Source organism: Achromobacter sp. D7-1 (genome assembly GCF_059760445.1).
Window position 1 is genome coordinate 1 of the sequence record NZ_JCBAMT010000094.1, and the last position, 25,694, is coordinate 25,694.

The window sequence follows — 25,694 nt, forward strand, 5'->3', positions numbered from 1 at the left end:
GCGCCGGACGGTCGCCGCGCCGATTACTGGGCGACCGGCTGCAGCCGGACCTTGTCGTCCTTCTTGACGTACTCGAACACCTTGACGCCGTCCGTCTCGATGCCATGATGGCGTTCCTTCGAGAAGTTGTAGGTGGTGTTGACGCCCTGGAAGTCCTTGATCGATTCGATCGCCGCGATGATGGCCTTGGGGTCGGTCGAGTTGGCCATCCTGATGCCTTCGAACAGCACGTTCGCGGCGTCGTAGCCGTTGGACACCGAGATCGCCATGAACAGCTGCGGATTCTCGGAATCGTTGCCCCACCAGCGGTCGGCGCCGTACTTCGCCTTATAGGCCTTGGCGAACTCCGCCGCTGCCGGACGCATGGGATTTCCAAACGCACCGATCATCGTGCCCAAGGTGCCCAGCGTCAGTTCACCCGCGCCTTCCTGGTAGGGCTGTCCCAAGGCGCCATTGGATGCCACCAGCGGCACATTCACGTTCAGCCTGGCCATGGTCCGGCGCAGCACGGCCAGGTCCTTGCCCAGACCGATGGCGGCGATCGCGTCGACGTTGGCGCGCTTCAGGCGCGCAACCTGCGCGGTCATGTCCTGAGCGCCCTGGTTGTAGGAATCGGTCGCGACAGGCTTGGCGCCACCGTTCTTGCCTATGGCGGCGGACAGGTAGTCAACGCCCGTCACGCCGTAGGCGGTGCTTTCATGCACGATGCCGATGCGCTTGAAACGCTTGGCCAGGTATTCGCCCATCGCCACGGCCTCGATGTCGTTCTGCAGCGCGAACGAGAACACGTTGGGCCGCGGCTTCTCCCCGGTCTTCTCGCCCGCGTAGGTCACGACAGGTGTCTGCGCGATCGGATTCATGTAGGGCCGGCCGTCGGCCTGGGCCATGTCGATCACGGCTAGCGTCGGACCGCTGCCCGCCGGGCCGATGATGCCGACGATTTCCTTGTTGTCCAGGATGGCGCGCATGTTCTGCACCGCGCGGTCCGGATTCAACTGATCGTCCAGCAGCATCGCGATCTCGATTTTCTTGCCGTTGATGCCGCCCTTCGCGTTCCATTGCTCGACCGCAAGCTCGACGGCGCGGCGGTTGCCCTCGCCGAACTCGCTATAGGGGCCGGTCAGGGCCGACGTCATGCCGATCTTGACCGTATCGGCCGCCAACGCGGTTCCCGAAACCAATGCCGCCACTGCGACCGCCAGCCACGCAGGCGTGGATTTCCTGTACCAGGACATGTTGTCTCCTCCTAGGTTCTTGCACGTTGTAGTGACGCGCTCCGAGGTCGCGGAGCGCCATCCGCCGGCCTCTCAGCGGGCCGTCTGGATCTCTTTGAAAGCGGCGAGGACATCGTCCAGGTCCGCATCCGGCAGCGCAGCCGCGAATCGTTCGATATGGTCATAGGCGCGCTGCGCCACGCCGGTTTCCTCGCCTATGCCGCGGATCAGCGCCGACACCCGCGTCCGGTCATAGCTGTATTCCGTGTGATCCGTGTCCATCCGCACCGCCAGCGGTTCGCCCTCGCCCTCCAGCTCCGCCTCGATACGGCAGGCCAGCAGGCCGAGTGATTCATCGGCGTGCAGCCGGATCCGCGGGATCAGGCCCGCGACGGCCGCATCGTCGAATTCAGCCATGCGCGCGATGGTCGGGGTCCCGTGCAGCAAGGTCGTGGCGACGCAGAACTGCGTGCTCATCAGCGTCCCCGAAATGCTTCGGAACGGCCCCTCCTTGTCCATGCCCGCATAGCCCACGACGGTGGGGTTCAGATACACGCGCAGGGCCTTGAGCGCGCCTGCGCGCGCACCCAGCAGGTCGCGCAGCCGCAGGCTGGCGCGCACCGGCGTCTGGTTGAGCGCGCAGACAGGGTATGGTTTGAAAGTCACCTTAAGCAGTGACCAATCCTTGCCCAAACGGCCGGCAATGGCGTCGACGTCGCACTCCGTCCTGACAAAGGCCCGGGCGAAGCCGGACGCACCCTCGAAGGCTCCGTCCGCGGATGTGGAACCATGGACCGCCAGCGCCGCCGCGGCCAGCCCGTTGCGCCCGGCCATTCCAACCTGATAGCGCCATTCATCGGTGCCGTCGCCGAAGGACTGCAGGATGCCGCCCGTGAACGAGGCCGCGTTGGACAGGGCCGCGGCGGTCCGATCCACGGACAGCCGCCACAGCCGGGCAACCGCGGCCGCGGCGGCGATCGTGCCGTACAGCGGCGAAGCGCGCAGGCCCACTGCCGTCGTGCGGGCCGAATAGGCCGACTCCAGCGCACCGCCGACCTCGTAGCCCGCCACCAGCGCCGGCAAGAAGTCCTCCATGGCGCCCTCGCCCTGCTCCACCAATGCGGTCAGGAGCGGCAGCAGGATGGCGCCGAAATGCGCCACACCGCAGGTGTCTTCCTGGGCCCGCCCGTGGAACAGCGCGGCATTGGCCAGCGCCGCTCCGGCGACGGTGCTGCGACGGCCGCTGCCCAGCAGCGTGGCGCCGCCGGGGCGCACGCCATCCATGGCCAGGACGGCCTGTTCGGCCACGCCAAAGAACGGCGTGGGGTGCGAGCCCAATGCAATGCCGTAGCCATTGAGTACGCAGGCGCGGGCCTTTTCAACCACTGGCTCCGGCAGGTTTCCGACGACAAGGCTCGTCGAGAACGTCGCGAATTTTCTGGCCAGATTCATTTTTTTCCCCTTGTGTTCCTGTGCTGTTCCCGCCGCGGCGGCATCAGGCGTTGTAGCGGTCCCGCAGTACCCGCTTGAGAACCTTTCCCGAAGGATTGCGCGGCAGTTCCTCCACCACTTTCAGCTCCCGCGGCACCTTGAAATTGGCCACGCGCTTGCGGCAGTAGCCGGCCAGTTCTTCCAACGTCAATGTCTGGCCCGGGTTGAGCACCACCACAGCCGTGATGCGTTCGCCCCATTGCTCGTCGTGCACGCCGATGACCGCCGCTTCGGCGATCTGGGGCATTTCGTAAAGCACTGCCTCGACTTCGCTGGAAGCCACGTTCTCCGCACCGGTCAGGATCATGTCCTTGGTCCGGTCGGTGACGAACAGGAATCCTTCCTCGTCCAGGTAGCCCACATCCCCGCTACGCAGCCAGTCGCCGAAGAAAGCTTCGGCGGTTTTCTCAGGCGCGTTCCAGTAGCCCTTGGTGACCTTGGGCCCGCGCACGCAGATCTCCCCCTTCTCGCCGGCGGGCAACCAGTGGCCTTCGTCATCGGCGATACGGATCTCGACGTGCGGCAGCGCGCGCCCGGTGGAGCCGATCTTCTCGATTTCGCGGCCTGGCTCCATGAGGGTGTCGCCGCTGCACGTTTCCGTCATACCGAAGCCGTCGATGAAGCGGCCGCGCGTGAACACGCGAGTGAAGTCGCGTATGCGGGATTCGGGTGTTTTCTCGCCGCCAGCAATACACCAGCCAAAGGTATCCAGGGCGTACCGTCCAGGGTTCTGTACGGCCAGCACGCGACTCAGCATGACGGGCGCCATCCAGCCGCAAGTCAGCCGGTGGCGTTCAATGGATGCAAGTACCGCTTCCGGATCGAATTCGCGGTGGACGCAGAGCGTGCCACCTACCCACAACACCGCGATGCCCGGCAGATCGAAGGCCCCGACGTGGTAGAGCGGTCCCACCACCAGCAGACGTTCCTGATGCGTCAGGCCCAGCGCGATCACGTGATCGATCGACTTCCAGTGGATGTTGCCGTAGGTGTGCATCACGCCCTTCGGCCGCGAGGTCGTGCCGGACGTGTACATCAGCCGCAGCAGATCATCCTGCGTCGTGGCGGCCGGCTCCGGAACGGCCAGCCCCGGTTTGCCGAGACGGCGCGAGTCGGCCTGCGCAGCGGCGTCGAGCACCACCTTGGGCACTTCGAGCGCCGCCACCTCCGCGAACTCCTCGTCCACAAACAACAGCTTGGCGCGGGCGTCGCCAAGGATGTAGCCGGCCTCGGGCGCCGCCAGACGGTAGTTGACCGGCAGGAAAATCGCGCCCAGATAGCTGGCGGCGAACGCCAGTTCCAGGAAGGCGGCGCTGTTCTTCATGAAGAGCGCGACCACATCGCCGCGGTCGACGCCATGTGACTGGAGCAGCGCAGCCGCCAGGCGGATGCGTTCGTGGAAATCGGCGTAGCTGACCGCTACGTCGCGATAGATGATGGCGGCACGATCGGGCGCGCGCCGGGCGTGGAAGGCGATGGCTGCGCTCAGATTGAACATGGTGGGTCTCCCTTGGATGGCGGCTCGGCGCGGGTGACGACCTGAGCCGGTCCCGCGTCTCGATTCTGGCGCTTCAGTATGACTTCGGCATGCCGAGGTCGTGTATGGCGATGTAGTTCAGGATCATTTCTTCCGACACCGGCGCAAACTTGAACAGTCGCGCGTCGCGCCACAGGCGCTCAACATGGAATTCGCGCGCGTAGCCCATGCCTCCCATGGTCTGCATGCTGCGCTCGATGGCATGGCTGGCGGCTTGCGATCCTATCAGCTTGGCAATGTTCGCCTCGGTGCCATAGGGCAATCCCTGATCGCACAGCGAGGCTGCGTTCAGGTTCATGAGGCGGGCGCACTGCAGTTCCGCATGCGATTGCGCCAGCGGAAACTGCAAGCCTTGGTATGCGCTGATGGGCTTGCCGCCAAACACCTTGCGATCGTTCGCATACTGCACCGCCAGACGTTCCGCCAGCCGACCCGCGCCCACCAGACTGGCGGTCGTGACGATACGTTCGGTGTTAAGCACATCCAGCAGTTCGCGAAAGCCCTTGTCGAGCGTGCCCACCAGTTCATGCGGTTCGATGCGCACATTGTCAAAGAACACCGAGCAGGCGCTGAGCGTCTGGGTTCCCACCTTCTCGATGGCCGAATAGGTCAGGCCCTCGCGTTCGACGTCGATGATGAACATGGAAATGCCATCGGTGGGGCGCGCCCCTTCGACCGGTTTGGCAGTGCGCGCCACGACCAGCATTTTTTGCGCCGCGTCGACGGCGGTGATCCAGATCTTGCGTCCGTCCAACCGCCAGCTGCCATCAGGCTGCGCCGCGGCGAAACTCTTCATCGCCAGCGTGTTGGTGCCGGCGTCGGGTTCGGTGAGCGCCATGCAGAAGTTGATCTTGCCGCTGGTCAGCCCGGGCAACAGCTCCCGCTTCATCTGCTCGCTGCCAAATTTGGAGATCGGCACGCCGCCGAAGATGGGATTGATCATGAACAGCTGGCCCAGCGTCGAACCACCGCCGCCTGCGGAAAGCTCCTCCACAATGAGCGCCAGCTCCACCATGCCCAGGCCCGATCCGCCATGCTCCTCGGGCAGGGCCGCGCCCGCCAGGCCGGCTTCGCAGATGGCCTGCCAGCACGCCTGGGGGAAGGCATTCTTGCGGTCCTGCTCATACCAGTAATCCACGCCATACGTTTCACCGATGCGGCGCGCGGTCTCGACGATCAGCTTCTGCTCGTCCGAAAGCGAAAAGTCCATTTGATCTATCCTTGAATAGGGGTGCGCAGCAGCCGGTACGGGTCCTGCAGCAACTCGATGACGTAGTTGAGGAATTTCAGCGCGCCGGCGCCATCGTGCAGCCGGTGGTCCGCCGCCAGCACGAGGCCCATTTCGCGCCGCAAGGCCGGCGCGCCTTGCGCGTCGGGCCGGAACACCTCGCGGATGCTGCCCACGCCCAAGATCGCCGACTGGGGCGGATTGATGATGGGCGTCATGTATGTGACGTTGAACATGCCGGCGTTGGAAATTGAAATGGCCCCGCCGCTCATGTCGTTGCGGGTGGCATTTCCCGATCGCACGCGCTCCAGCAAGGCGTCCGACTGCCGCGCGATGCCATCCAAGGTAGCGCCTGCCAGGCCATGCAACACCGGCGCCATCAGGCCGCGTTCGGTAGTGACCGCCACGCCTATGTCGATGTCCTGGAACTGCACGATGTGGTCGTCGTTCCAGATGCGGTTCTGTTGCGGCAAGGCCGCAAGCGCCCGCGCCACGGCGGCAATGACGAAGTGGTTCAGCGTCAGCCTGGGCGCATCGGGCTGGCCATTCAAGCGGCCGCGCAAGGCCAGCAGTTCGCTGACCTCGGCCTCGGCCGATAGATAGAAGTGCGGAACCTGCTTGGCCTGCGTCATGCGCCGGGCCATGGACTGCACCAGTCCGCTGGCGACGATGCGCTGTCCGCCGTCCATGACAGGAACAGCTTGTTCAGCGGCATTCTCGACCTGTGCGGCCTGCCCCGGTTCGCCCGCCTGACGCACGTCCGCAGCCTTGATGCGCCCGCCCGGCCCGGTACCGCCAACTTTCGCCAGATCCACGTCCAGTTCGCGGGCCAGGCGCCGGGCCAGCGGCGTGGCCACGATCCGACCGCCAGCGGCCGTAGCGGGTTGTACCGGCGTCTGCGCCGCCAGCATGGGCGCAGAAGCGGAGGTTGTCCCGTCCCCGCCTGCTGCATCTGACTCCAGGTCCGACTTCTGGCCCGGTCCGGTCCAACGCGCGACCACGGCGCCCACCGGTACCGTTACACCGGCCGGCACGAGGATCTCGCCGATCAAACCATCCGCCTCGGCCGCGATTTCGCTGGCGACCTTATCCGTTTCCACCACGAACAGCGGATCGCCGGCTTTTACCTGGTCGCCGGCGGCCACGCTCCATTCGATCAGCATGCCCTCGGTCATGGTCAGGCCGAGCTTAGGCATCAGAAGGTCATTCAGCGCGCCCATGGGCTATTGCCCTGCGAAGCGCGCTTCGCGCTTTTCAAGGAACGCGCCGACGCCTTCATGGGCATCGCGCGTGTCCAGCACCAGACCTATCATGGCCTGCTCGTGCGCCAGCGCATTGGCCAGCGGCATATCGGCGCCATCGCGCAGGGTGCGCTTGAGCAGCTTGAGCACCAGCGGCGACTTTCCTGCGATCTGTTCCGCCAGCGCCAGGACCTGCGCCATAAGTTGGTCCTTCGGCACCGCGCGATTGGCCAGGCCGATGCGCACCGCTTCGTCTGCGCTGATGCGCCCGCCGGTAAACATGAGTTCCTTCGCCAGGCAAGGCGCGACTTGCCGGATGATGCGCTGCGTGCCGCCCGCGCCGGGAAACAGGCCCAGGTTGATCTCCGTCAGCGCAATCATGGCGCTGTCGGCCAGGATGCGCAGGTCCATCGCCAGCAACAGTTCGGTGCCGCCGCCGAGCGCCCAGCCATTGACCGCGGCGATCGTGGGTTTGTCGCTGATTTCGATGCGCCGGAATACGCGATGGATATCTTCGGCAAACTCCTGGTAGTGCGCCAGGCCCTGGCGCGAGTTCAGGTCCGCCAGATCGCCCCCGGCCACGAACGATTTTTCCCCCGCGCCGGTAATGACGATGACGCGGCAATCTTCGCGGGCCTCCAATGCGGCGAATGCCCGTTCCAGTTCAATCAAAGTCGGAATATCCAGCGCGTTATGCACCGTGGGGCGGTTTATCGTGATGATGCCCACGCGGTTGCGGACGTCGGTAAGAATGCTGGGTTCGTTCATGCTGTCTCCAGGGATCAGGCGCAAAGCTTGCGCGCCGCGGCGATGACATCGGCCTCTTGGGGCTGATACTGTTCTTCGAGCGCCGGCGCGAAGGGCACCGGAACAAAGGGGGCCGCGACGCGGACGATAGGCGCATCGAGCTCGTCGAAGCCAATATCGGCCATGCGCGCGGCAATCTCTGCGCCCACGCCGAATGCCTCGACCGCTTCGTGCACGATAAGCAGCCGATGGGTGGACTTGATCGAGGCCAACACCTCCTGCTCGTCCCAGGGTTGGATACTGCGCAAGTCCAGCACCTCGGCCTCGATTCCGTCGGCTGCCAGGACCTCGGCGGCCCGCAATGCCTTGTGCACGGTCGCGCCGTAACTGACTATGGTCAGGTCGCGGCCCGGGCGCGCCACACGCGCCTGGCCTAGCGGTATTGGCCCGGCGTTGTCCGCCACTTCGCCCTTGAGGGCGTACAAGGCCTTGTTCTCCACGAACACCACCGGGTCCGGGTCGCGGATCGCCGACTTCAGCAGGCCATAGGCGTCGGCGGGGTTGCTGGGGCACACCACCTTCAATCCAGGGATATGGGCGAACCACGCTTCCAGACATTGGGAATGCTGCGGGCCGGCGCTGATGCCGCCGCCGTGCGGTGTGCGCACCACCAAGGGCACGCTGGCCTGTCCGCCGAACATGAAGCGGGCCTTGGCAGCCTGATTGACCAGCGCGTCCATGGTCAGTGTCATGAAATCCATGAACATGATTTCAAGCACCGGCTTCAAGCCGGACAATGCCGCCCCCACGGCCGCATTGGCCATGGTGGCTTCGGAGATCGGCGTGTCGCGGATGCGGTCCGGACCGAATCGGGCATGCAGCCCGCGGGTCACGCCGAACGGACCGCCGGCTTCGGCTATGTCTTCTCCGAACAGGAATACCGTGGGATCTTCCTCCATGCACTCGGCCAACGCGCGGTTGATGGCATGGGCAAAACGTAGTTCAGCCATCTCAGTTTGCCTCGATAGGGGTGTAGACATCGTTGCAGGCCGCGTGCCAGATCGGTTGGCGGCCCAGCCGCGCGCGCTCCACCGCTCGCTCGACCTGAGCCTGGACCTCGTCGAAAACCTGTTCACGCTGCGCCTTGGTCACCCCTTTCTTGTCCAGCGCCGCTTCGAAGCGCGCCACCGGATCGTGCTCGCCCAAGCCTTCGATCTCTTCCGAAGGGCGGTACTTCTGGGGATCGCCTTCGTAATGGCCACGCCAGCGGTGGGTGATGCATTCCAGTACCCGCGGGCCTTCGCCGGCGCGTATGCTGGCCACGGCAGCGCTTGCGGCCTCGGCGACCCGCAGCACGTCGTTGCCATCGATTTTTTCGTGCGGAATGGAAAACGCGGCCGACAGCTTGTCCAGCGGTGCGACGAACTGCTTATGGGTGGGGGAGAACTCGGCCCAGCCGTTGTTTTCGCAGAGAAACAGCAGCGGCAGACGCCACAGCGCGGCCAGGTTGAGGCTTTCGTGCAGCACGCCTTCAGCCATGGCGCCGTCACCGAAAAAGGCCACCGCCAGGGAGTCCTTTTTCCTGACCTGATGAGCCAACGCGCTGCCCAGGGCTATCGGTATGCTGGCGCCAACAATGGCATTGGCGCCCAGCATGCCGATGGACAAGTTGGCCACGTGCATGGAGCCGCCGCGGCCCTTGCAGATGCCTTCCTCGCGCGCCATCAGTTCCAGGAAGAACTCTTCGATGTCGATGCCCTTGGCTAACGCGTGCCCATGCCCGCGATGGGTCGAGGCGACGGTATCGTCTGGCCGCAGCACCATGCCCATCGCGGCAGCAACGGCTTCCTGGCCGATGCTCAGGTGGATGAAGCCGGGGACTTCCCCATCCGCGAACAAGCGTCCCAGCCTCAGTTCCGCCAATCGGATGCGCAACATGCGCCGGTACGCGTCCAGCAACTGCTCTTTGTTGGCGCTAGCCACCATTGCCTCCTCGTAACAACCGTTCTCTGGTTCGACGCGGCGTGCTGGCCGCCGCTTCGTTACATATAAGTTATCAGTCGGTTAATTTACTAACCGTACGGTTAGATGAATCATAAGCAAAGGTTCTCGCGAACGTCAATCAGGTTTTTCAGGGAGTCTTGGCCGCGCCCGGACGGACGGCAGCCGCCCTGCCCCTTGCGGTCAAGGAGCAGGGACTTATCGAGGGCAGAGATTCAGAGAATCAGGCGCGGCCGCCGGACAAGGCGCGCGTGATCAGCACGGCGCGGTCGCGCAAGTCCGCCCCCAGGCGTTCCAGGGCGTCGCCCGAAACCTGCGCGCTGAAACCGACCGCGCTGATGGCCATGGCCGGTTTGCCGAACTCGTCGAGCACGGCGGCGGAAACGGTGCTCACGCCCTTCACATAGTTGCCGGCGTCCACCGCATAGCCCTTGTCGCGCGCTTCCCGAACGCCTTCCAGATATTCCTGGAAAGGGGGCTTGTCATCCCACCTCAGGTTATCGAAACGCTGCCGCAATTCCTGATCGTCCAGGCCTGAATGGGCCGCCATGCAACGGCCCAGCGCCGCTATGTACATGGGCAAACGTTGGCCCACGCTCATGTGCACCCGCACGGAACTGTCGGTGTCGGCGCGATCCACGAGCACCACGCGTTCGTTGGAGGTGCGCTGCCAGAGCGTCGCCGTGACGCCGTGGCCGCGCGCGATGTCACGCAAATGCGGGTGCACCAGTCGCACGTAGGATCCCTGCTCCAGCACGCCCTTGGCCAGCTCGACCAATCCCAAGGCGATGGAGTATGTCTTGGTGGCTTCATCGAACGTCACCAGGCCTTCATACACCAACGTCTTGAGGAAGTTGTAGCAAGTGCTGGAATTGAGCTGAAGATCGCGCGCCACCCGGGTGACCCCGACGCCCGAGGGCGCGGCGCTCAGGTAACGCAGGACGCGCAACCCGCCCACGAGGGCGCCCACGAGTTTTTCCGGTTGTTCAGTCGTCATTCTGAAGACAGAGAATTTCTCTGGATAGGAAAGAGCAAAAATTGTGACACAGAGCCCCTGCCCACACAAACCAGACCGGCCTCTGTCAGTCGGCGCGCTTGGCGCGCATGCCGGCAAGATAGGCGCGTATCTTTTCCTGCACGCCAGGCCGGCTGAAGTTCTCGTGCATGAGCGGCTCCAGCGCCTCGATACGGTCGATGCCGGGATCGGGCGGCTCCAGCAGCAGGCGCGCATTGCGGGCTATCGACAAGGCTTCCCGGCGCGCCAGGTAGAACGCCAGGCGGTCAGCGGCAAACCGCTCGAAATCCTCGACCGGGAGCACATCGGTTACCAGTCCCAGCTCGCGCGCGGGCGCCGCCTCCAGCAGCTGGCCGCTCAGACACAGCTGCCTGGCCCGCGCGGCGCTGATCTTGGTTTCCAGCGCGGCCTGGACCATGACGGGATACATGTTGAAGGCGATTTCCGGACACGCGAGCGTCAGATCGGCCGCGGCGATGACGATATCGGTCATCGCCAGCAGAATGACGCCGGCGCCAGCGGCCTTGCCCCGGGCTAGCGCCAGGATGGGCGCCGGGCAGCGCGCCATGGCTGCCATGAGTTCGCGCAAGCCCTGGCCCTGCGCCTCCAGCAACGCCGGACTGCGGACGAACTCCTCGATATCGCCGCCGGCGCAGAACAGGAAAGGCGAGGCGCTGCGCAGAACGATCAGGCCGATGCCGTCTTGCTGCGCGCTTTCGACCGCGCGCCGCAAGACGGCGAGCATCTCCACGTTCAAGGCGTTGGCCTTGGCGGCCCGGTTCAATATGAGCGTGCGTACGCCATCGGCATCGTGAACCTGGACAAAGTGCGCGGCGTCCGTCATTCGAATCTGCTTACCACGGCATCGAGCACCCAGGCCTGGCCACCGCTCACTGCCAGCGGATTGATCTCGATCTCGGCGAGGTCTGGCCGCATCAGGAATACCTCGCACAAGCACGCGATCTGTCGCGCCAGGGCGGGCAGGTCGACCGCGCCGCGGCCGCGGAATCCTTGCAGCAACCTGGCCGAACGCAAGCTCTCGATCATCTCCTGAATTCGCGACGGATCCAGAGGCAACAGGCGGCTGGCCACGTCGGGGTCCAGTTCCACCTCGACGCCGCCACGGCCCAAGGTCAGCATGGGGCCGAATCTGGCATCGCGGCGCAGCCCCAACAGCAATTCATGATCGAAACGCTGCATGGATTCGAGCAGGATGCCCATCGCCTTGATGCCCCGGTCGCGCGCGATTCCGCGCAGGCGCAGCAGCGCCTCGCGCAACTGCTCATCGTCGGAGATTCCCAGCACCACGCCGCCTATGTCGCTCTTGTGCAGAACCTCATTGGCCTGCAGCTTGGCGACGACCGGATAGGACAAAGGCGCGGGCAGCCCATTGGGCAGGTCGCCGTCCACCAGCACGCCGTCGGGAATGCCGACAACACCGAGTTCGCGCAACAGTCTCTTGCTATCGCACTCCGCCAGGAATATGGTCTGACCGGCCGGCGCCATGGCGCATGGGCGTTCCGGCAGCGCAGGCGCCGTCAGCGCCGCGTGGCGCAGCCCGTTCAGGCGCACCGCGGCGCCCAGGGCCGCGACCGCTGGCGGGATATCGCGGAACACGGGGATTCGCGCCTGCTCCAGCACAGTCACCGACTCTTCCTTGGCGCCTATCCAGATCACGAAGATGGGCCGATGGGTACGCTGGCGAGCCTGGGCGATGGCGTCGGTGAACGCCGTCGCGATGCTGTGCATCAGGCCAACGAACAGCACGATGGCGTCGTTGCCCGGATCGCGCGCCACGGCTTCCAGCGCCCGCGAAATACTGGCCGTGTCCTGCACGACATTACCCGTCAGATCCAGCGGATTGGCCGCCTTGACGAAGGAAGGCAGCACCGGCGCCAGCGCCTCAGCTGTCTGCGGTGCCAGGGCGGGCAGTTCGAGCCCCCAGCGTTCGGCTTCATCGGCGATGAGCACGCCCGCACCACCCGACACGGACATGACAGCCAGGCGCTTGCCTTGCGGCACGCTATCGAACAGGAACAGCCGGGCCACGTCCATCATCTGGCCCAGCGAATCCACGCGCAAGGCGCCGTGCTGGCGCAGGCAGGCGTCATACAGCGTGTCATCGCCGGCCAGTGCGCCTGTATGCGAAGCGGCCGCCGCAGCGCCCGCGCGCGAGCGGCCGGCCTTGATCGCTATGACAGGCTTGCCAGCGGCCGCGGCGCGCAGCAGGGCCCGCCGGAACGCCTCGGCATCCCTGATGTCTTCGACGTAGAGGCCGATGACGCGCGTCAGCGGATCGTCGGCCAGATACGCAACGGCCGCGGCCGCATCCATATCGCACTCATTGCCGGTCGTGATCCATTTGCTGAATCCCAAGCCCGACCGCAGGCAGATATCCATCCAATATGCGCCCAGCGCCCCGCTCTGGCTGACGAAGGCGAAACCGCCCTGCTTGATCGGCGTCTCCTCCAGCGCGGTGGTAAAGGAAGCGATGAGTCCGGTGGCGCTATTGGCCACGCCCAGGCAGTTGGGGCCGAGCACCGTGACGCCTTTGGCGCGCGCAAGTTCGCCCAGCCGTCGCTGCAGCGCGGCGCCCTCCTCGCTCGTTTCGGAAAAGCCCGACGAGAACACCACGAACGCCTTGACGCCCGCTGCCGCACCCTCGCGGATCACATCCTCGACCAGCGCCGCCGGCGTACCGACGATGGCCAGATCCACGGGCTCGCCTATCGCGGCCAGCGAGGGATAGCTCTTGAGGCCCTGCACCTGGTCGCGCGTGGGATTGACCGGAAACAGCTTGCCCACGAAGCCGCGCGACAACATGTAGGCCAAGGGGCGGCCCGCGATCTTGCCCGGGTCGGCGGAAGCCCCCACGATGGCCACGCTGCGCGCCTCCAACACGGCTGCCGCACGCGCGGCCCCCTCCGGCGCCAGCGGCATGGCGGTCGCGGCGCCGCCGGCGATAGTCACGTCGTCCGTCATTTCAGTTCGCATCGATGCCTGCCGTCTTGATGACCTGGGCCCAGCGCTTCATCTCGCCGTCCAGGAACTCGCTGAAAGCCTGCGGCGCCGAGGCGACCGGAATGACGCCCTGCCCCAGCAGACGCTTGCGCACCACGGGATCTTCGAACTCCGCGCGCACCGCTCCCTGCAGCTTTTCGACGATACCCTTGGGCACGCCGGCCGGGGCAACCAGACCCAGCCAGGTGTTGCCGTTGAAACCCGGCAAGCCCGACTCATTCAGCGTGGGATAGTCTGGATAGGCCGGCGACCGCTCCAGGCCGGTAATGGCGATCAGCTTCAGCTTCCCCGACTTTACATAGGGTTCGGCCGAAAGCGCGTCGACGAACATCACCGACAGCGAACCGCCGAGCAGGTCCGTCAGTGCCTGGGCGCTGCCCCGGTAGGGCACATGCACCAGCTTGATGCCAGCCGCCTGCTGCAGCAATTCGCCTGACAGATGGTTGGATTGCCCGACCCCTGCGGACCCGTAGGTCAGGGTACTCGGCTTGGCCTTCGCCAGCGCGATGAATTCCTTCAGATTGGACGCTGGAATCGACGGATTGGCGACCAGGAAGTTGGTCAGCTCCACCATCTGCGTAATGTTGCTGAAGCCGCGCGCCGTGTCGTACTGCAGCTTGGCGTACATGCTGGGGTTGATTGCGTGGCTGGTCGCCACCGCTCCCAGGGTGTAGCCGTCGCCCGGCGCGCGGGCCACCGCCTGCGTGCCGATGGTACCGCCGCCGCCCGGCAGGTTCTTGACCACCGCGGGCTGGCCCAGGCGCTCGATTCCGTGCGCGGCAGTGCGCGCGATAGTGTCCAGAATGCCGCCGGCCGAAGAGGCCACGATCACCTCGATCGGCTTGGAGGGGTAAGCAGGCTCGGAGGCCGCCGCACCTGAGCCCAGGGCCATAAAGGCAGCCACGGCGGCGCTGGCCACCCGCGATGAGAATGAGGATTGAAGCAGAGGTCTTCCGGTCTTCATATTGTCTCCTTTATTCTTTATAGCGAATATTTATCTTTATAGCGAATAAAGTCTAGGATTGACCCTTTGGCTTGTCAAGAACAAAACCGAACACCCCAATGATTGACGCATCAACGAACGCTGGCTATTATATTTTTTCACGAGAATATTTTTCTCTATAACGAATATCTAGCCGCCCGAGATTGATGATAGCGGGCGTCATCCGCAGAGACAAAAGGAGCCTATCCGTGAGCTTGAGCTTTGCCTTTTCCACCGAGCACGAAGCCGTCCGCGACACCGTGCGGCGGCTTTGCCAGGACGAACTCTCCTCCCTGGTCTTCGACGCGGAAGAACAGGAAGCCTTCCCCAAGCACGTATTCCAGCGCTGGGGCGACCTGGGCCTGCTGGGCGTGCGCTACCCGGAAGCCGATGGCGGCAGCGGCCTGGACAAGGTCAGCGATTGCATCGTGCGCGAAGAGCTGAGCTATCTGTCCCAGGGGTTCGCCTCGACCTGGTCGGCGCACACCCATCTAGGCATCTGGCCCATCTGGAAGGCCGGCACACCCGCGCAGAAGGCCCGCTTCCTGGCACCGGCGCTGGCGGGACGAAAAGTGGCCGGATTCGGCCTGAGCGAACCCGACGGTGGCTCCAACGTGCGCGCCATGAAGACGCGGGCCGAACGCGTCGAAGGCGGCTGGCGCCTGCACGGCAGCAAGCTGTACATCACCAATGCGCCCTTCGCCGACTTCCTGCTGGTGGCCGCACGCACCAGCCCCGAGCTCCGCCCGGAATCGATCAGCCTCTTCATCGTCGAGCTGCCCAATCCGGGCTTCGATATTTCCAAGCTCAAGAAGGAAGGGATACGCGCCTCGGAAACGGCGTTGATCCACATCGACGACGCCTTCGTGCCCGACGACTGCCTGCTGGGCGAGACCGAAGGCACGTATCCGCTGATCCTGGAATCGCTCAGCGAAAACCGCGTAGGCGTGGCGGCCAATGCGCTGGGCATGGCGCGCGCCGCCTTCGACGCCGCCACCGCCTACGCCAACGACCGGCTGGTGGCTGGCAAGCGCATCGGCCAATACCAGGCCATCGGCCACAAGCTCGCCGAAATGTCAGCGCAGATCGAGGCGGCGCGCTGGCTGGTCTACTACGGCGCCTGGCGGGTCGACCAGGGAACCCTGGACGCCGCCACCGCCGCGCGCGTCAAGCTGGTCGCCAGTGAAACCGCCGTGTCGGTCAGCGAACAGGCCATCCGCATATTCGGCGGCGCCGGCATCATGCGCGAATACCCGGTGGGCCGCATCCACCGCGACGCTCTCGTCTACATCATCGGCGAGGGCACCAGCGAAATCCAGAAGAACATCATCGCCAACAGCCTGGGGTTCAAGCCATGAACGACTTCGTCCTGCGCGAGCGCCGCGGCGCGACGCTCATCATCACCCTTAACCGCCCCGAACGGCGCAATGCCTTCGACCTCGATGTGCGCCAAAGCCTGGCTGAAGCCGTCCTCGAAGCGCGCGACGACGATGCCGTGAAGGCGGTAGTCATAACAGGCGCCCAAGGCGTGTTCTGCGCGGGCGGCGACCTGAAATCGCTGTCCGAAGCCAAGCGCCCGGTCTACAAGGACCGGGACCGCATACGCCGCCTGCATACCTGGTTCCACGAACTGGTCAACCTGGAAAAGCCCGTCATCGCGGCGGTGGACGGCCCCGCCTTCGGCGCCGGCTTCAATCTGGCGCTGGCCTGCGATTTCATACTCGGCACCCCCGCAGCGCGTTTCTGCGCCGTGTTCGGACGCATCGGCCTGGTGCCCGACCTGGGCGGCTTTTTCCTGCTGCCGCGCATCGTCGGGCTGCAACGCGCCAAGGAACTGGTGTTCTCTGCGCGCGAAGTGGATGCCGATGAAGCGCGCGCACTCGGCATTCTGTACGGTATCGTCCAAGCGCCGTCCTTGCTGGACGAAGCTTTGGCGCTTGCCGCCCGCTTCCATAGCGCCTCGACCGAGGCGCTGGGCATGTCCAAGAACATCCTCAACCGCTCCTTCAATCTCGACCAGAATACGCTGGCGGAACTGGAAGCCCATGCGCAGGCGTTGGCCTTGCACACGGCCTATCATGACGACGCCGTGGCACGCTTTCTGGACAAGCAGCCCCTCGCGTTCAACTGGCCCGCCAAGCCCGGCAAGGACGGCGCCGCATGAGCATGAACGCCTACATCACCGGCGCCTGCGATACCCGCGTCGGCGAGCTGCCCGGCTCCAGCTGCATGGGCCTGCACGCGGAAGCGGCATTCGGCGCGATACGCGATGCTGGCCTGGAGGCCGGCGATATAGACGGCGTGCTGTGCGCCTACTCGTTTACCGAACCCCACCTGATGCTGGGCTCCGTGTTCTGCGAATACGCCGGATTGAGCCCGAAATTCTGCACCGCCATACAAGCTGGCGGAGCCAGCGCCTGCATCATGGTCATGCAGGCCGCTGCGCTGGTGGCCAGCGGCCAGTGCAACCATGTTTTGGTCGTGGCGGGCGACAACCGCCTGACGGGGCTGTCTCGCGACGGCGCGGTGGCAGCGTTGGCCGAAGTCGGCCACCCCCAGTTCGAGAGGCCCTTCGGCATCAGCGTGCCGGCCTCCTATGCGCTGGTCGCGCAGCGCTACATGCATGATTACGCTGTGACGTCCGAGCATCTTGCAGCCATCGCGGTGGAGCACCGCCGCCATGCCGGGCGGCACCCCAAGGCGCACAAGCGTGAACCGATTTCCATCGACGACGTATTGAACTCCCGCGAAATCAGTACGCCGCTGCGCATGCTCGACTGCTGCCTGGTTTCCGACGGCGGCGCGGCGCTGGTGATCAGCCGCCGCCCCCGCAGCGATGGCCTGCGCCCCGCCATCGAGATCCTTGGGGCGGGCCAGGGCCATACGCACGAACACATTGTGTCCGCTCCCAGCCTGGTCGACTTCGGCTGCAAGGCCTCGTCGGCGCGTGCGTTCGCGGCGGCGGGGCTGAAGCCGGCCGATATCGATGTCGCGCTCATCTATGACTCGTTCACCATCACCTTGCTGGTCGAACTGGAATCCATTGGCTTCTTCGCTCGCGGCGAAGCCGGGCCTGCCGCCCTGCAAGGCGAGCTGGGCCTGGGTGGCGCGTTGCCCTGCAATACGCACGGCGGCTTGCTGTCCTATGGTCACTCCGGCGCGGCCGGAGGCATGTTCCACGCCGTCGAAGCCGTCCACCAGCTGCGCGGCCAGGCCGACGAACGCCAGGTGGATGGCGCCAGACTGGCCTTCGTGCATGGGGACGGCGGCATCCTGTCCGCCCATTGCTCACTCGTCCTGGGAGCCGCCTGACATGGAAAAACCCTCGATACGCCCCACCGCCGAAACCCGGCCCTTCTGGGATGGCTGCCGCGACGGCAAACTGCGCTACCAGACCTGCGCCGATTGCGGCGCGGTGCAGCGCATTCCGCGCAGTGTCTGCACCCATTGCCATGGACTGCGACTGGACTGGAACGAGTCCGCCGGCTTGGGCACCGTGCTCAGCCACACCACGGTGCATCGCGCCCCGACACCGGCTTTCAAGACCGAAACGCCCTATGTGATCGCCCTGGTCGACCTGGACGAGGGATTCCGGCTGATGGTCAACACGCGCGGCGGCGCCAACCCGCCTCTCGCCATCGGCCAGCGGGTGCGGATCGGATTCGAGCCCCGCGGCGACTACCTGCTGCCGATCGCGGAACCGGAGATGCCATGAGCACGCTGTACACCTATGACAGCTTCACTCCCGGCTCGATGCTGGGCGATTGGGAAGAACCCCTGGACGCCAGGCTGCTGGCGCTCTGGGAACGCCTGTTCGGCTCGCACGCGCAGGACGCGCCTGCCCGGCAGGCTGGCCTGGCCGTCGCGCTGATGATGCGCGCCTACCTGAACGTGGTCACGCCGCGCCCGCCCGGCAACATTCATGCGCGGCAGGCGCTATCCGTCCTTGGTCTGCCGCAGGCCGGCGAGCGGATCCGCTCCACGGTGCGCTGCGTAAGCAAGGAAATGCGGGGCGAACGCCGCTACCTCCAGTTGGAAGTCGCCGGCGAGGGCGCGGCGCGACGCCCCCTGTATACCGGCCGCATGAACCTGATCTGGGCCGCCTAGGACATGCCATGACGCCTACCCTTGAAGCAGTCTCCATGACGGTCACGCAGGCGGACATCGATCTCTACGCCGAACTGACCAACGACTTCAATCCCCTGCACGTAGACCCGGCGTTCGCTGCCGCCACACCCATGGGCGGCACCATCGCCCACGGCACGCTATCGGTCAACCTGATCTGGCAATCACTGGCGCGCACCTTTGGCGCCGGCGCCCTGGAACGCTTCGATCTGGACATCCGCTTTCTCAAGCCGCTGCACGCCGGCAGCCTCATCACCGCCGGCGGCGAGCGCCTCGCCGATTCGCCGGGACACTATGACGTGTGGGTCAAGGATACCGGCGGCGTCGCGCTGATCGCCGGCCAGGTAGCGCTCGCCGGCGCCGGCACGCCGACCGCCAACTGAACCAACCAGGAACCGCCATGCACTTCACCCACGAACATCGAGAACTCGAGCGGACCACCCGTCGAATCATCGCCGAACACCTCGATCCCTATCTGGACGAATGGGAGGCCGAGCAGATATTCCCCGCCCACCGCGTCATGAAGGCATTGGGTTCCGCGGGCTTGCTGGGCATAGGCAAGGCCGCGGAGTACGGTGGCATGGAGCTGGACTTCAGCTACGAAATGGTCTTCGCCGAGACCCTGGGCGAAGTCCGGTCCAGCGGGCTGACCTCGGCCATCGGCGTGCAGAGCACGATGTGCACCCCGGCCTTGGCGCACCACGGCAGCGATGCGCTCAAACGCGAATACCTGGCACCGACCATCGCGGGCGACCTGGTCGGCTGCATCGGCGTGAGCGAAGCCTCGGCGGGGTCGGACGTGTCGCAGATCAAGACCTGGGCACGGCGCGACGGCGACGACTACATCATCAACGGATCGAAGATGTGGATCACCAATGGCGTCCAGGGCGACTGGATCTGCCTGCTGTGCAATACCTCGCAAGAAGGCGGGCCGCACAAGAACAAATCGCTCGTCATCGTGCCGTTGAAATCGCCTGGCGTCAGCGTCTCGCGCAAGCTGGACAAGCTGGTCCTGCGCGCCTCGGATACCGCCGAATTGTTCTTCGACGACGTGCGGGTGCCGGCGAGCAACCGCATCGGCGAAGAGAACATGGGCTTCATCTACCAGATGGAGCAGTTCCAGGAAGAACGCATGTTCGTGGCGGCGCGCAGCATGCGGTCCATGGAACGGGCCATCGAAGAGACCATCGAATATGCGGGCCAGAGGCAGGTATTTGGCGGCACGATCCTGTCCAATCAGGTCGTGTACCACAAGCTGGCCGAGATGCAGACCGAGATTCAGGCCCTGCGCTCGCTGCTGTACCGCGCCATCGATCTATACATGAATGGCCAGGATATCGCCCAGTTCGCCTCCATGGCCAAATACTATGCGGGCAAGCTGTCCATGAAGATCCCCAACGAATGCCTGCAATTCTGGGGTGGCCAAGGGGTCATGAACGAAAACTGGATTTCGCGCGCCTATCGCGACTTGCGGCAGACGGCCATCGGCGGCGGCGCCAACGAGATCATGCTGGAGGTCATCGCGAAGACCATGGGTATACATCCCGGCAAACGTGCATAGCGCCAGCGTGTTCTCAGCCCGCCCCGCCCCGCTGCGCCATATACGCATGCCGGAAGTAGTCCCGCACCACCTGCATGGCGGGCGACACTTCCGCCCCCCGCCGCCAGGCCAGCCCCACGTTCATGGGCGGGATCGGGTCCTTCAGCTGGACGGTCTCGATGCGGCGGCCTTCCAGCGACCAGGGCCGGTACACCATGTCCGACAGCAGCGCCACGCCGCTGCCGTTGGCCACCATGCTGCGCACCGCTTCGACCGACGAGGTGCGCAGCCGCACGTCGGGCTTGAACGGCGTTTCGTTCCAGTAGCGCAGGGCGGTGTAGGCCGCCTCGTCCACGGTCAGCATGATGAACGGCTCGCGCGACACGTCCTCCAGCGTCACCGCATCCGCCGCCAGCAGCGGATGCCTGGCCGGTAGCCACAGGCGCCGCGGCGAACCAAAGAAGTGCTCCACCGCCAGGTCAGGATTGGCGACGTTGGAGGTCAGCAGCACCGCCATGTCATAGCGGTTTGCGATCAGGCCCTCCTCGATGGCGCTGCGGTTCAGTTCGTGCAGCTGGATCTCCAGGCGCGGATATAGCTGCGACAGCCGCTGCAGGTGATACGGCAGGAAGTAACCGATCACCGTGTAGGACGCCGCCAGCAACAGGCGGCCCGAAACCTCTTCCGCCGCCGCCGGCATGCGCAAGGCTTCGTCGACCGAGGACAGGATGTTGTAGGCGTGGTTAAGAAAGGTGCGGCCGCTATGGGTCAGCGTCACGCCGTGCGCGCCGCGCAGGAACAGCGCCGTGCCCACCGTTTCCTCCAGTTCGCGGATGGCGCTGGTGATCGCGGACTGCGATATCGCCAACTGGATCGCCGCCTGCGAAATCTGGCCGAGTTCGGCCGCTGCGATGAAGTATTTGAGTTGGCGTAGGGTAATCGACATGGCTGACCTTATCTATTAAATCGATATCTTGGCTTCAGAATATCTGCAAATTCTTCCCCGAACCTGATCCTTCAGATCAGGGGTATCCCTTACTTTTCATAGGAAAACTGTTCAGACACTCGTGGCAATCGGGAAGATATTTATCTGAAAAACAGATATCCATGGATCAATAAAAAGATCTTTTTATCCCCTGCCGGCTTGGCTAATGTTCACGTCACACGCCGCGTCGAATGTGGCGAGCAACGCGAAGGAGCCACCCGCAATGAGCAAGCGCAGCATCGACCTCAACTCGGACATGGGCGAAGGCTTCGGCCCGTGGGCCATCGGGGACGGCGTGGACGAGGCGATCATGCCCTTGATCAGTTCGGCCAACATCGCCACGGGATTCCATGCCGGCGATCCGCGGATCATGAACCGCACGGTGCTGCAGGCCCGCGAACACGGCGTTTGCATCGGCGCCCATCCCGGCTTTCGCGATCTGGTCGGCTTTGGCCGGCGGGACATGCGCGAAAGCGCCGAAGCGCTGGTGCATGACATCGTCTATCAGCTGGGCGCCCTGCGCGAATTCGCCCGGCTGCACGGCTTGCGGCTGCAACACATCAAACCGCATGGCGCGCTGTACATGCAGGCCGCGCGCGACGAAACCCTGTCGCGGCGCCTGATCGAAACGCTGCAGGAACTGGAGCCCACCTTGGCGCTGTACTGCATGGAAAGCTCGGTCACCTACCGGCTGGCGCGGGAGTTGAACCAGCCCGTGGTGCGCGAGTTCTACGCCGACCGCGACTACGACGCCAGCGGCTCCATCGTCTTCACCCGCTACACGCAGCCGCTGGATCCCGCCCAGGTGGCCGAAAAAGTGCTGCGCGCCTGCACCGAGGGGCGCGTGCGCACGGTCGAAGGCCAGGACATCGCCATCGATTTCGACTCCGTCTGCATACACAGCGACACGCCCGGCGCCTTGTCCCTGGTGCGCGCCACCCGCGAAAAGCTGGAGGCCCACGGCATCCGGATCGCGCCTCCCAGCGTGACCGGCCCCTGAACCGCAAGCCACCCCAACAATATTCCAAGGAGAAAACCATGCCGTTGCACGATATTCCCAGCCCCCTGCCCGGAACCTTCTATCGCCGTCCCAGCCCCGACGCAGCGCCCTTCGTGGAACCGGGCGCCACCGTGGCCGCCGGCGCCGTGATCGGCATCGTCGAGGTCATGAAGCAGTTCAACCAGATCGAAACGCCCACCGGCGGCGTGGTGGCCGAGATCCTGGTGGAAGACGGCGAACCGGTGGAAGCCGGGCAGCCCCTGCTGCGGATCGAGGGATAGGCCGCGCCATGTCCGACCTCACTATCCCATACCGCCCTCGCACCATCCATAAGGTGCTGGTGGCCAACCGCGGCGAAATCGCGCTGCGCATCATCCGCGCCGCGCGCGAGCTGGGCATGCGCACCGTGGCCGTCTACAGCGAAGCGGACCGCGACGCGCTGGCCACGCGCATGGCCGACGAAGCGGTGCTCATCGGCCCCTCGCATGCGACGCGCAGCTATCTCAATACCGAAGCGCTGCTGGACGCCGCGCGCAGCACCGGCGTCCAGGCGGTGCATCCCGGCTACGGTTTCCTGTCGGAGAACGCGGCATTCGCGCAGGCCGTGAGCGACGCCGGCCTGATCTTCGTCGGGCCGGACGCCGCTACCATCCGCACCATGGGCGACAAGGCCGCGGCGCGCGCATGCGCGCAGGCGGCGGGCGTACCCACCGTGCCGGGCAGCGCCGGCGTGCTGTCTTCGCTGGACGAGGCCCTGACCCATGCGGCGCTTATCGGCTACCCACTCATGATCAAGGCTGCCGCTGGCGGCGGCGGACGCGGCATCCGCGTGGTGCGCGACGAGGCCGAACTGCGCGCGCAGATGCCGCAGGCCCAGGCCGAGGCGCAGGCGGCCTTTGGCGAAGCCGGCGTCTACCTGGAACGCTATCTGCCGCGCGCCCGCCACATCGAAGTGCAGGTCCTGGGCGACGGCGACAACGCCGTGCACCTGTACGAACGCGAATGCTCGCTGCAGCGGCGCCGGCAGAAGGTGCTGGAAGAAGCGCCCTCGCCAGCCCTGGACCCCGCTACCCGCCAGAAGCTGTGCGAATCCGCGGCGCAGCTGGCGCGCTCGGTCGGCTACCGGGGCGCGGGCACGCTGGAATACCTGTATGACGACAGCCGCGGCGCGGGCGAATTCTTTTTCATCGAAATGAACACGCGCATCCAGGTGGAGCACCCCATCACCGAAGCCATCACCGGTGTGGACCTGGTGCGCGAAATGCTGCGCATCGCCGACGGCGAACCCTTGCGCTGGCGCCAGCAGGACATCGCCATCCGCGGCGCGGCGATCGAATGCCGCATCAATGCCGAAGATCCCACGCGCAACTTCGCCCCCAGCCCGGGCCGGGTGGAACACGTGCGCTGGCCCGGCGGACCGGGCGTGCGCGTGGACTCGATGCTGTATCCCGGCTGCACCGTCCCGCCCTACTATGACTCTCTGCTGGCCAAGCTGATCGTCTGGGACGAAAGCCGCGCGGCAGCCTTGGCGCGCATGACGCGCGCGCTCGACGAAGTCGAACTGGTCGGCGTGCACTCGACGCTGGCCCTGCACCGCGAGCTGCTGGAAGATGCGGACGTGCTGGCCGGCCGCTACCACACCAACTATCTTGAAGCCTGGATGCAAAGGGATCGGGAGGAAAGGCAATGAGCTTGCGCTACACCCACGGCGGCGACGAGTTCATCTTCGTCGAAATCAGCGAAGACATGTCGCTGGAGTCCTTTTTCAAGGGCATGGCGATCACGCGGGCGCTGCGCGAACGCGCGGTCGACGGCGTGACCGAGATCTGCCCGGCCAACGCGTCCTACCAGGTGCGCTACGACCCCGACCGCATCGCCCCGGACGCCCTGCTGGGCCTGCTGCGCGAACTGGAGGCAGGCATGGACCTGGCCAACCTGACGCTGGCGACCCGCATCATCGAAGTGCCGGTGTACTACAACGATCCCTGGACTCACGAGACCCTGATGCGGTTTCGCGAAAGGCATCAGGATCCTGAATCAACGGATCTGGAGTACGCGGCGCGCATCAACGGCCACGACTCGGTGCAAGGCTTCATCGACGCCCACGCCGGTTCGCCCTGGTTCGTATCCATGGTGGGCTTCGTGGCCGGCCTGCCCTTCATGTACCAAATGGTCGAGCGCGAGCGCCAGCTGCAGGTTCCGAAATACCTGCGCCCCCGCACCGACACCCCCAAGCACACGGTGGGGCATGGCGGCTGCTTCGGCTGCATCTATTCGGTGCGCGGCGCGGGCGGCTACCAGATGTTCGGCGTCACGCCCGCGCCGATCTTCGAGCCGGCCCAGCGCCAGGCGCATCTGCGTGATTCCATGGTGTTCTTCCGTCCGGGCGACATTGTGAAGTTCAAGCCCATCACCCGCGACGAGTACGACCACGCCACCGCGCAGGTCGAGGCCGGCAGCTTCGAGCTGCGCATCCGGCCCGTGTCGTTCTCGCTGGCCGAGTTCCAGCGCGCGCCCGATGCCTGCAACGCCCAACTGCTGGAGACGCTCCATGCCTAACGATTCCATCATCGAAGTCATCAAGCCCGGCCTGGCCACGTCGGTGCAGGACACGGGCCGACTAGGCCACTACCACCTGGGCATTCCGCCGTCGGGCGCGCTCGACCAGTACGCGCTGGCCGCGGCCAACCTGTTGGTGGGCAACGCTGCCGACGCCGCCGTGCTGGAATGCACCCTGCTCGGCCCCGAACTGCTGTTCCACCGCGCCGCCGTCATCGCCGTCACGGGCGCCAGCATGATCCCCAAGGTCGATGGCATGACCCAGGCCTGCAATGTGGCGCTGGCGGTGCAGGCCGGCAGCCGGCTGTCCTTCGACTTCGTGCAGGCCGGCGCCCGCGCCTGCCTGGCCGTGGCCGGCGGCATCGACGTGCCGGTGGTGCTGGGCAGCCGCTCGACCTATGCGCTGGGCGCCATCGGCGGCCACGAAGGCCGCAAGCTGCAGGCCGGCGACCGGCTGGCGGTGGGGCCGGCTTCCATCCGCACGCGCGTCGGCCGCGAACTGCCCGCCGCGCTGGCCGTGGCCCCGCCCAAGTCGCAGACGCTGCGCGTGCTGCCCGGCCTTTACGACCACCGCCTGGAATCCGAATCCGCCGCCACCTTCTATGAAGACGCCTGGACCGTGACCTCGGAGGCCGACCGCATCGGCTACCGCTACAAGCAAGGCCGCCCGCTGCGCTTTCGCACCCGCGAGCAGCCCTTCGGCGCGGGCGCGGATCCATCGAATATCGTCGACGCCTGCTATCCCATCGGCTCGATCCAGGTGCCGGCAGGCGTGGAGCCCATCATCCTGCACCGCGACGCGGTGTCCGGCGGCGGCTACGCCATGATAGGCACCGTCATCAGCGCCGACCTGGACAAGGTCGGCCAGATGCAGCCCAACCAGAGCGCCCGGTTCGAAAGGGTGACGCTGGAACAGGCCGTCGCCGCGCGGCGCGACTATCGCGCCCGCTTCGAGCGCCTGCACCAGGCGCTTAGCGGCTGACCCCAGGGGCGCGGCCGGTCCGCGCC

At 65.5% G+C, this 25,694-nt stretch carries 25 protein-coding genes; 12 read left to right on the forward strand and 13 right to left on the reverse strand.

Going from position 1 to position 25,694, the window contains the following annotated elements; translation table 11 throughout:
* Window positions 1-23 precede the first annotated feature (23 nt).
* The 12 genes from AC6LKD_RS27965 to AC6LKD_RS28020 form a co-directional block, all read right to left on the reverse strand.
* Window positions 24-1,235, reverse strand: coding sequence for an ABC transporter substrate-binding protein (locus AC6LKD_RS27965; protein WP_013395507.1), 1,212 nt, complete (start codon window positions 1,233-1,235; stop codon window positions 24-26).
* Between the two features lie 72 nt (window positions 1,236-1,307).
* Complete coding sequence (locus AC6LKD_RS27970; protein ID WP_013395508.1) at window positions 1,308-2,666, reverse strand: MmgE/PrpD family protein; 1,359 nt, start codon at window positions 2,664-2,666, stop codon at window positions 1,308-1,310.
* Window positions 2,667-2,709: 43 nt separating this feature from the next.
* Entirely contained in the window at window positions 2,710-4,203 is a 1,494-nt protein-coding gene (locus AC6LKD_RS27975) for an AMP-binding protein (RefSeq protein ID WP_498118077.1), read from the reverse strand.
* 73 nt (window positions 4,204-4,276) lie between these two features.
* The gene (locus tag AC6LKD_RS27980) at window positions 4,277-5,452 is read right to left on the reverse strand and encodes an acyl-CoA dehydrogenase family protein (protein ID WP_013395510.1); all 1,176 of its coding nucleotides are present in this window, start codon (window positions 5,450-5,452) and stop codon (window positions 4,277-4,279) included.
* A 5-nt stretch (window positions 5,453-5,457) separates the two neighbouring features.
* Window positions 5,458-6,690, reverse strand: coding sequence for a dihydrolipoamide acetyltransferase family protein (locus tag AC6LKD_RS27985; protein WP_013395511.1), 1,233 nt, complete (start codon window positions 6,688-6,690; stop codon window positions 5,458-5,460).
* A gap of 3 nt (window positions 6,691-6,693) precedes the next feature.
* Entirely contained in the window at window positions 6,694-7,479 is a 786-nt protein-coding gene (locus AC6LKD_RS27990; RefSeq protein WP_013395512.1) for an enoyl-CoA hydratase/isomerase family protein, read from the reverse strand.
* Window positions 7,480-7,493: 14 nt separating this feature from the next.
* Window positions 7,494-8,468, reverse strand: coding sequence for an alpha-ketoacid dehydrogenase subunit beta (locus tag AC6LKD_RS27995; protein ID WP_492276555.1), 975 nt, complete (start codon window positions 8,466-8,468; stop codon window positions 7,494-7,496).
* Window position 8,469: 1 nt separating this feature from the next.
* Window positions 8,470-9,441: a thiamine pyrophosphate-dependent dehydrogenase E1 component subunit alpha gene (locus tag AC6LKD_RS28000; RefSeq protein WP_041656034.1), complete on the reverse strand. Its 972-nt coding sequence runs from the start codon at window positions 9,439-9,441 to the stop codon at window positions 8,470-8,472.
* A gap of 241 nt (window positions 9,442-9,682) precedes the next feature.
* A complete protein-coding gene (locus AC6LKD_RS28005; RefSeq protein WP_013395515.1) occupies window positions 9,683-10,456 on the reverse strand; it encodes an IclR family transcriptional regulator in 774 nt (257 codons plus the stop codon).
* An 85-nt stretch (window positions 10,457-10,541) separates the two neighbouring features.
* Complete coding sequence (locus AC6LKD_RS28010; protein WP_498118078.1) at window positions 10,542-11,318, reverse strand: enoyl-CoA hydratase/isomerase family protein; 777 nt, start codon at window positions 11,316-11,318, stop codon at window positions 10,542-10,544.
* Complete coding sequence (locus AC6LKD_RS28015) at window positions 11,315-13,456, reverse strand: acetate--CoA ligase family protein (protein WP_498118079.1); 2,142 nt, start codon at window positions 13,454-13,456, stop codon at window positions 11,315-11,317. The genes AC6LKD_RS28010 and AC6LKD_RS28015 overlap by 4 nt, the downstream gene beginning before the upstream one ends.
* Window position 13,457: 1 nt before the next feature.
* Window positions 13,458-14,459: a tripartite tricarboxylate transporter substrate binding protein gene (locus AC6LKD_RS28020; protein WP_498118080.1), complete on the reverse strand. Its 1,002-nt coding sequence runs from the start codon at window positions 14,457-14,459 to the stop codon at window positions 13,458-13,460.
* Between the two features lie 227 nt (window positions 14,460-14,686).
* Between AC6LKD_RS28020 and AC6LKD_RS28025 the strand changes: the two genes are divergently transcribed.
* From AC6LKD_RS28025 to AC6LKD_RS28055, 7 genes are read left to right on the forward strand one after another with little or no spacing between them, the layout of a single operon-like run.
* Window positions 14,687-15,835 (forward strand): acyl-CoA dehydrogenase family protein, encoded by a 1,149-nt coding sequence (locus tag AC6LKD_RS28025; RefSeq protein ID WP_013395519.1) that lies wholly within the window; start codon window positions 14,687-14,689, stop codon window positions 15,833-15,835.
* The gene (locus AC6LKD_RS28030) at window positions 15,832-16,641 is read left to right on the forward strand and encodes an enoyl-CoA hydratase/isomerase family protein (protein WP_013395520.1); all 810 of its coding nucleotides are present in this window, start codon (window positions 15,832-15,834) and stop codon (window positions 16,639-16,641) included. The genes AC6LKD_RS28025 and AC6LKD_RS28030 overlap by 4 nt, the downstream gene beginning before the upstream one ends.
* Window positions 16,638-17,789 (forward strand): thiolase family protein, encoded by a 1,152-nt coding sequence (locus AC6LKD_RS28035; protein ID WP_498118081.1) that lies wholly within the window; start codon window positions 16,638-16,640, stop codon window positions 17,787-17,789. The genes AC6LKD_RS28030 and AC6LKD_RS28035 overlap by 4 nt, the downstream gene beginning before the upstream one ends.
* 1 nt (window position 17,790) lies before the next feature.
* The gene (locus AC6LKD_RS28040; protein ID WP_492276550.1) at window positions 17,791-18,192 is read left to right on the forward strand and encodes a Zn-ribbon domain-containing OB-fold protein; all 402 of its coding nucleotides are present in this window, start codon (window positions 17,791-17,793) and stop codon (window positions 18,190-18,192) included.
* Window positions 18,189-18,584, forward strand: a complete 396-nt coding sequence (locus AC6LKD_RS28045) for a hypothetical protein (protein ID WP_498118082.1) — start codon at window positions 18,189-18,191, stop codon at window positions 18,582-18,584. Before AC6LKD_RS28040 ends, AC6LKD_RS28045 begins: the two co-directional genes overlap by 4 nt.
* 8 nt (window positions 18,585-18,592) lie before the next feature.
* Window positions 18,593-18,985: a MaoC family dehydratase gene (locus tag AC6LKD_RS28050; RefSeq protein ID WP_041654223.1), complete on the forward strand. Its 393-nt coding sequence runs from the start codon at window positions 18,593-18,595 to the stop codon at window positions 18,983-18,985.
* A gap of 17 nt (window positions 18,986-19,002) precedes the next feature.
* On the forward strand, window positions 19,003-20,163 hold the full coding sequence (locus tag AC6LKD_RS28055; RefSeq protein WP_498118083.1) for an acyl-CoA dehydrogenase family protein: 1,161 nt from the start codon (window positions 19,003-19,005) through the stop codon (window positions 20,161-20,163).
* Window positions 20,164-20,176: 13 nt separating this feature from the next.
* Here the strand turns inward: AC6LKD_RS28055 and AC6LKD_RS28060 are convergent, their stop codons facing one another.
* Complete coding sequence (locus AC6LKD_RS28060) at window positions 20,177-21,088, reverse strand: LysR family transcriptional regulator (protein WP_013395526.1); 912 nt, start codon at window positions 21,086-21,088, stop codon at window positions 20,177-20,179.
* 262 nt (window positions 21,089-21,350) lie between these two features.
* Here AC6LKD_RS28060 and AC6LKD_RS28065 point away from each other — a divergent pair, with 262 nt between their 5' ends.
* Genes AC6LKD_RS28065 through AC6LKD_RS28085 form a run of 5 tightly spaced genes read left to right on the forward strand, consistent with a single transcriptional unit; the run spans window position 21,351 to window position 25,668 of the window.
* Window positions 21,351-22,127: a 5-oxoprolinase subunit PxpA gene (locus tag AC6LKD_RS28065; RefSeq protein WP_498118084.1), complete on the forward strand. Its 777-nt coding sequence runs from the start codon at window positions 21,351-21,353 to the stop codon at window positions 22,125-22,127.
* Between the two features lie 38 nt (window positions 22,128-22,165).
* A complete protein-coding gene (locus AC6LKD_RS28070; RefSeq protein WP_013395528.1) occupies window positions 22,166-22,408 on the forward strand; it encodes an acetyl-CoA carboxylase in 243 nt (80 codons plus the stop codon).
* Between the two features lie 8 nt (window positions 22,409-22,416).
* Window positions 22,417-23,817, forward strand: a complete 1,401-nt coding sequence (locus AC6LKD_RS28075; RefSeq protein ID WP_498118085.1) for an acetyl-CoA carboxylase biotin carboxylase subunit — start codon at window positions 22,417-22,419, stop codon at window positions 23,815-23,817.
* Window positions 23,814-24,686, forward strand: a complete 873-nt coding sequence (locus tag AC6LKD_RS28080; RefSeq protein ID WP_492276545.1) for a 5-oxoprolinase subunit B family protein — start codon at window positions 23,814-23,816, stop codon at window positions 24,684-24,686. The genes AC6LKD_RS28075 and AC6LKD_RS28080 overlap by 4 nt, the downstream gene beginning before the upstream one ends.
* Entirely contained in the window at window positions 24,679-25,668 is a 990-nt protein-coding gene (locus tag AC6LKD_RS28085) for a 5-oxoprolinase subunit C family protein (protein ID WP_498118086.1), read from the forward strand. The genes AC6LKD_RS28080 and AC6LKD_RS28085 overlap by 8 nt, the downstream gene beginning before the upstream one ends.
* Window positions 25,669-25,694 lie beyond the last annotated feature (26 nt).

Bases quoted from the DNA above. Each gene is read 5' to 3' on its own strand.
- AC6LKD_RS27995 (WP_492276555.1), bottom strand. From the start codon at position 8,468: ATGGCTGAACTACGTTTTGCCCATGCCATCAACCGCGCGTTGGCCGAG.
- AC6LKD_RS27975 (WP_498118077.1), bottom strand. From the start codon at position 4,203: ATGTTCAATCTGAGCGCAGCCATCGCCTTCCACGCCCGGCGCGCGCCC.
- AC6LKD_RS28050 (WP_041654223.1), top strand. From the start codon at position 18,593: ATGACGCCTACCCTTGAAGCAGTCTCCATGACGGTCACGCAGGCGGAC.
- AC6LKD_RS28010 (WP_498118078.1), bottom strand. From the start codon at position 11,318: ATGACGGACGCCGCGCACTTTGTCCAGGTTCACGATGCCGATGGCGTA.
- AC6LKD_RS28040 (WP_492276550.1), top strand. From the start codon at position 17,791: ATGGAAAAACCCTCGATACGCCCCACCGCCGAAACCCGGCCCTTCTGG.
- AC6LKD_RS28030 (WP_013395520.1), top strand. From the start codon at position 15,832: ATGAACGACTTCGTCCTGCGCGAGCGCCGCGGCGCGACGCTCATCATC.
- AC6LKD_RS28015 (WP_498118079.1), bottom strand. From the start codon at position 13,456: ATGACGGACGACGTGACTATCGCCGGCGGCGCCGCGACCGCCATGCCG.
- AC6LKD_RS28080 (WP_492276545.1), top strand. From the start codon at position 23,814: ATGAGCTTGCGCTACACCCACGGCGGCGACGAGTTCATCTTCGTCGAA.
- AC6LKD_RS27965 (WP_013395507.1), bottom strand. From the start codon at position 1,235: ATGTCCTGGTACAGGAAATCCACGCCTGCGTGGCTGGCGGTCGCAGTG.
- AC6LKD_RS27985 (WP_013395511.1), bottom strand. From the start codon at position 6,690: ATGGGCGCGCTGAATGACCTTCTGATGCCTAAGCTCGGCCTGACCATG.
- AC6LKD_RS28060 (WP_013395526.1), bottom strand. From the start codon at position 21,088: ATGTCGATTACCCTACGCCAACTCAAATACTTCATCGCAGCGGCCGAA.
- AC6LKD_RS28005 (WP_013395515.1), bottom strand. From the start codon at position 10,456: ATGACGACTGAACAACCGGAAAAACTCGTGGGCGCCCTCGTGGGCGGG.
- AC6LKD_RS28070 (WP_013395528.1), top strand. From the start codon at position 22,166: ATGCCGTTGCACGATATTCCCAGCCCCCTGCCCGGAACCTTCTATCGC.
- AC6LKD_RS27970 (WP_013395508.1), bottom strand. From the start codon at position 2,666: ATGAATCTGGCCAGAAAATTCGCGACGTTCTCGACGAGCCTTGTCGTC.
- AC6LKD_RS28045 (WP_498118082.1), top strand. From the start codon at position 18,189: ATGAGCACGCTGTACACCTATGACAGCTTCACTCCCGGCTCGATGCTG.
- AC6LKD_RS28020 (WP_498118080.1), bottom strand. From the start codon at position 14,459: ATGAAGACCGGAAGACCTCTGCTTCAATCCTCATTCTCATCGCGGGTG.
- AC6LKD_RS27990 (WP_013395512.1), bottom strand. From the start codon at position 7,479: ATGAACGAACCCAGCATTCTTACCGACGTCCGCAACCGCGTGGGCATC.
- AC6LKD_RS28035 (WP_498118081.1), top strand. From the start codon at position 16,638: ATGAGCATGAACGCCTACATCACCGGCGCCTGCGATACCCGCGTCGGC.
- AC6LKD_RS28065 (WP_498118084.1), top strand. From the start codon at position 21,351: ATGAGCAAGCGCAGCATCGACCTCAACTCGGACATGGGCGAAGGCTTC.
- AC6LKD_RS27980 (WP_013395510.1), bottom strand. From the start codon at position 5,452: ATGGACTTTTCGCTTTCGGACGAGCAGAAGCTGATCGTCGAGACCGCG.
- AC6LKD_RS28055 (WP_498118083.1), top strand. From the start codon at position 19,003: ATGCACTTCACCCACGAACATCGAGAACTCGAGCGGACCACCCGTCGA.
- AC6LKD_RS28085 (WP_498118086.1), top strand. From the start codon at position 24,679: ATGCCTAACGATTCCATCATCGAAGTCATCAAGCCCGGCCTGGCCACG.
- AC6LKD_RS28075 (WP_498118085.1), top strand. From the start codon at position 22,417: ATGTCCGACCTCACTATCCCATACCGCCCTCGCACCATCCATAAGGTG.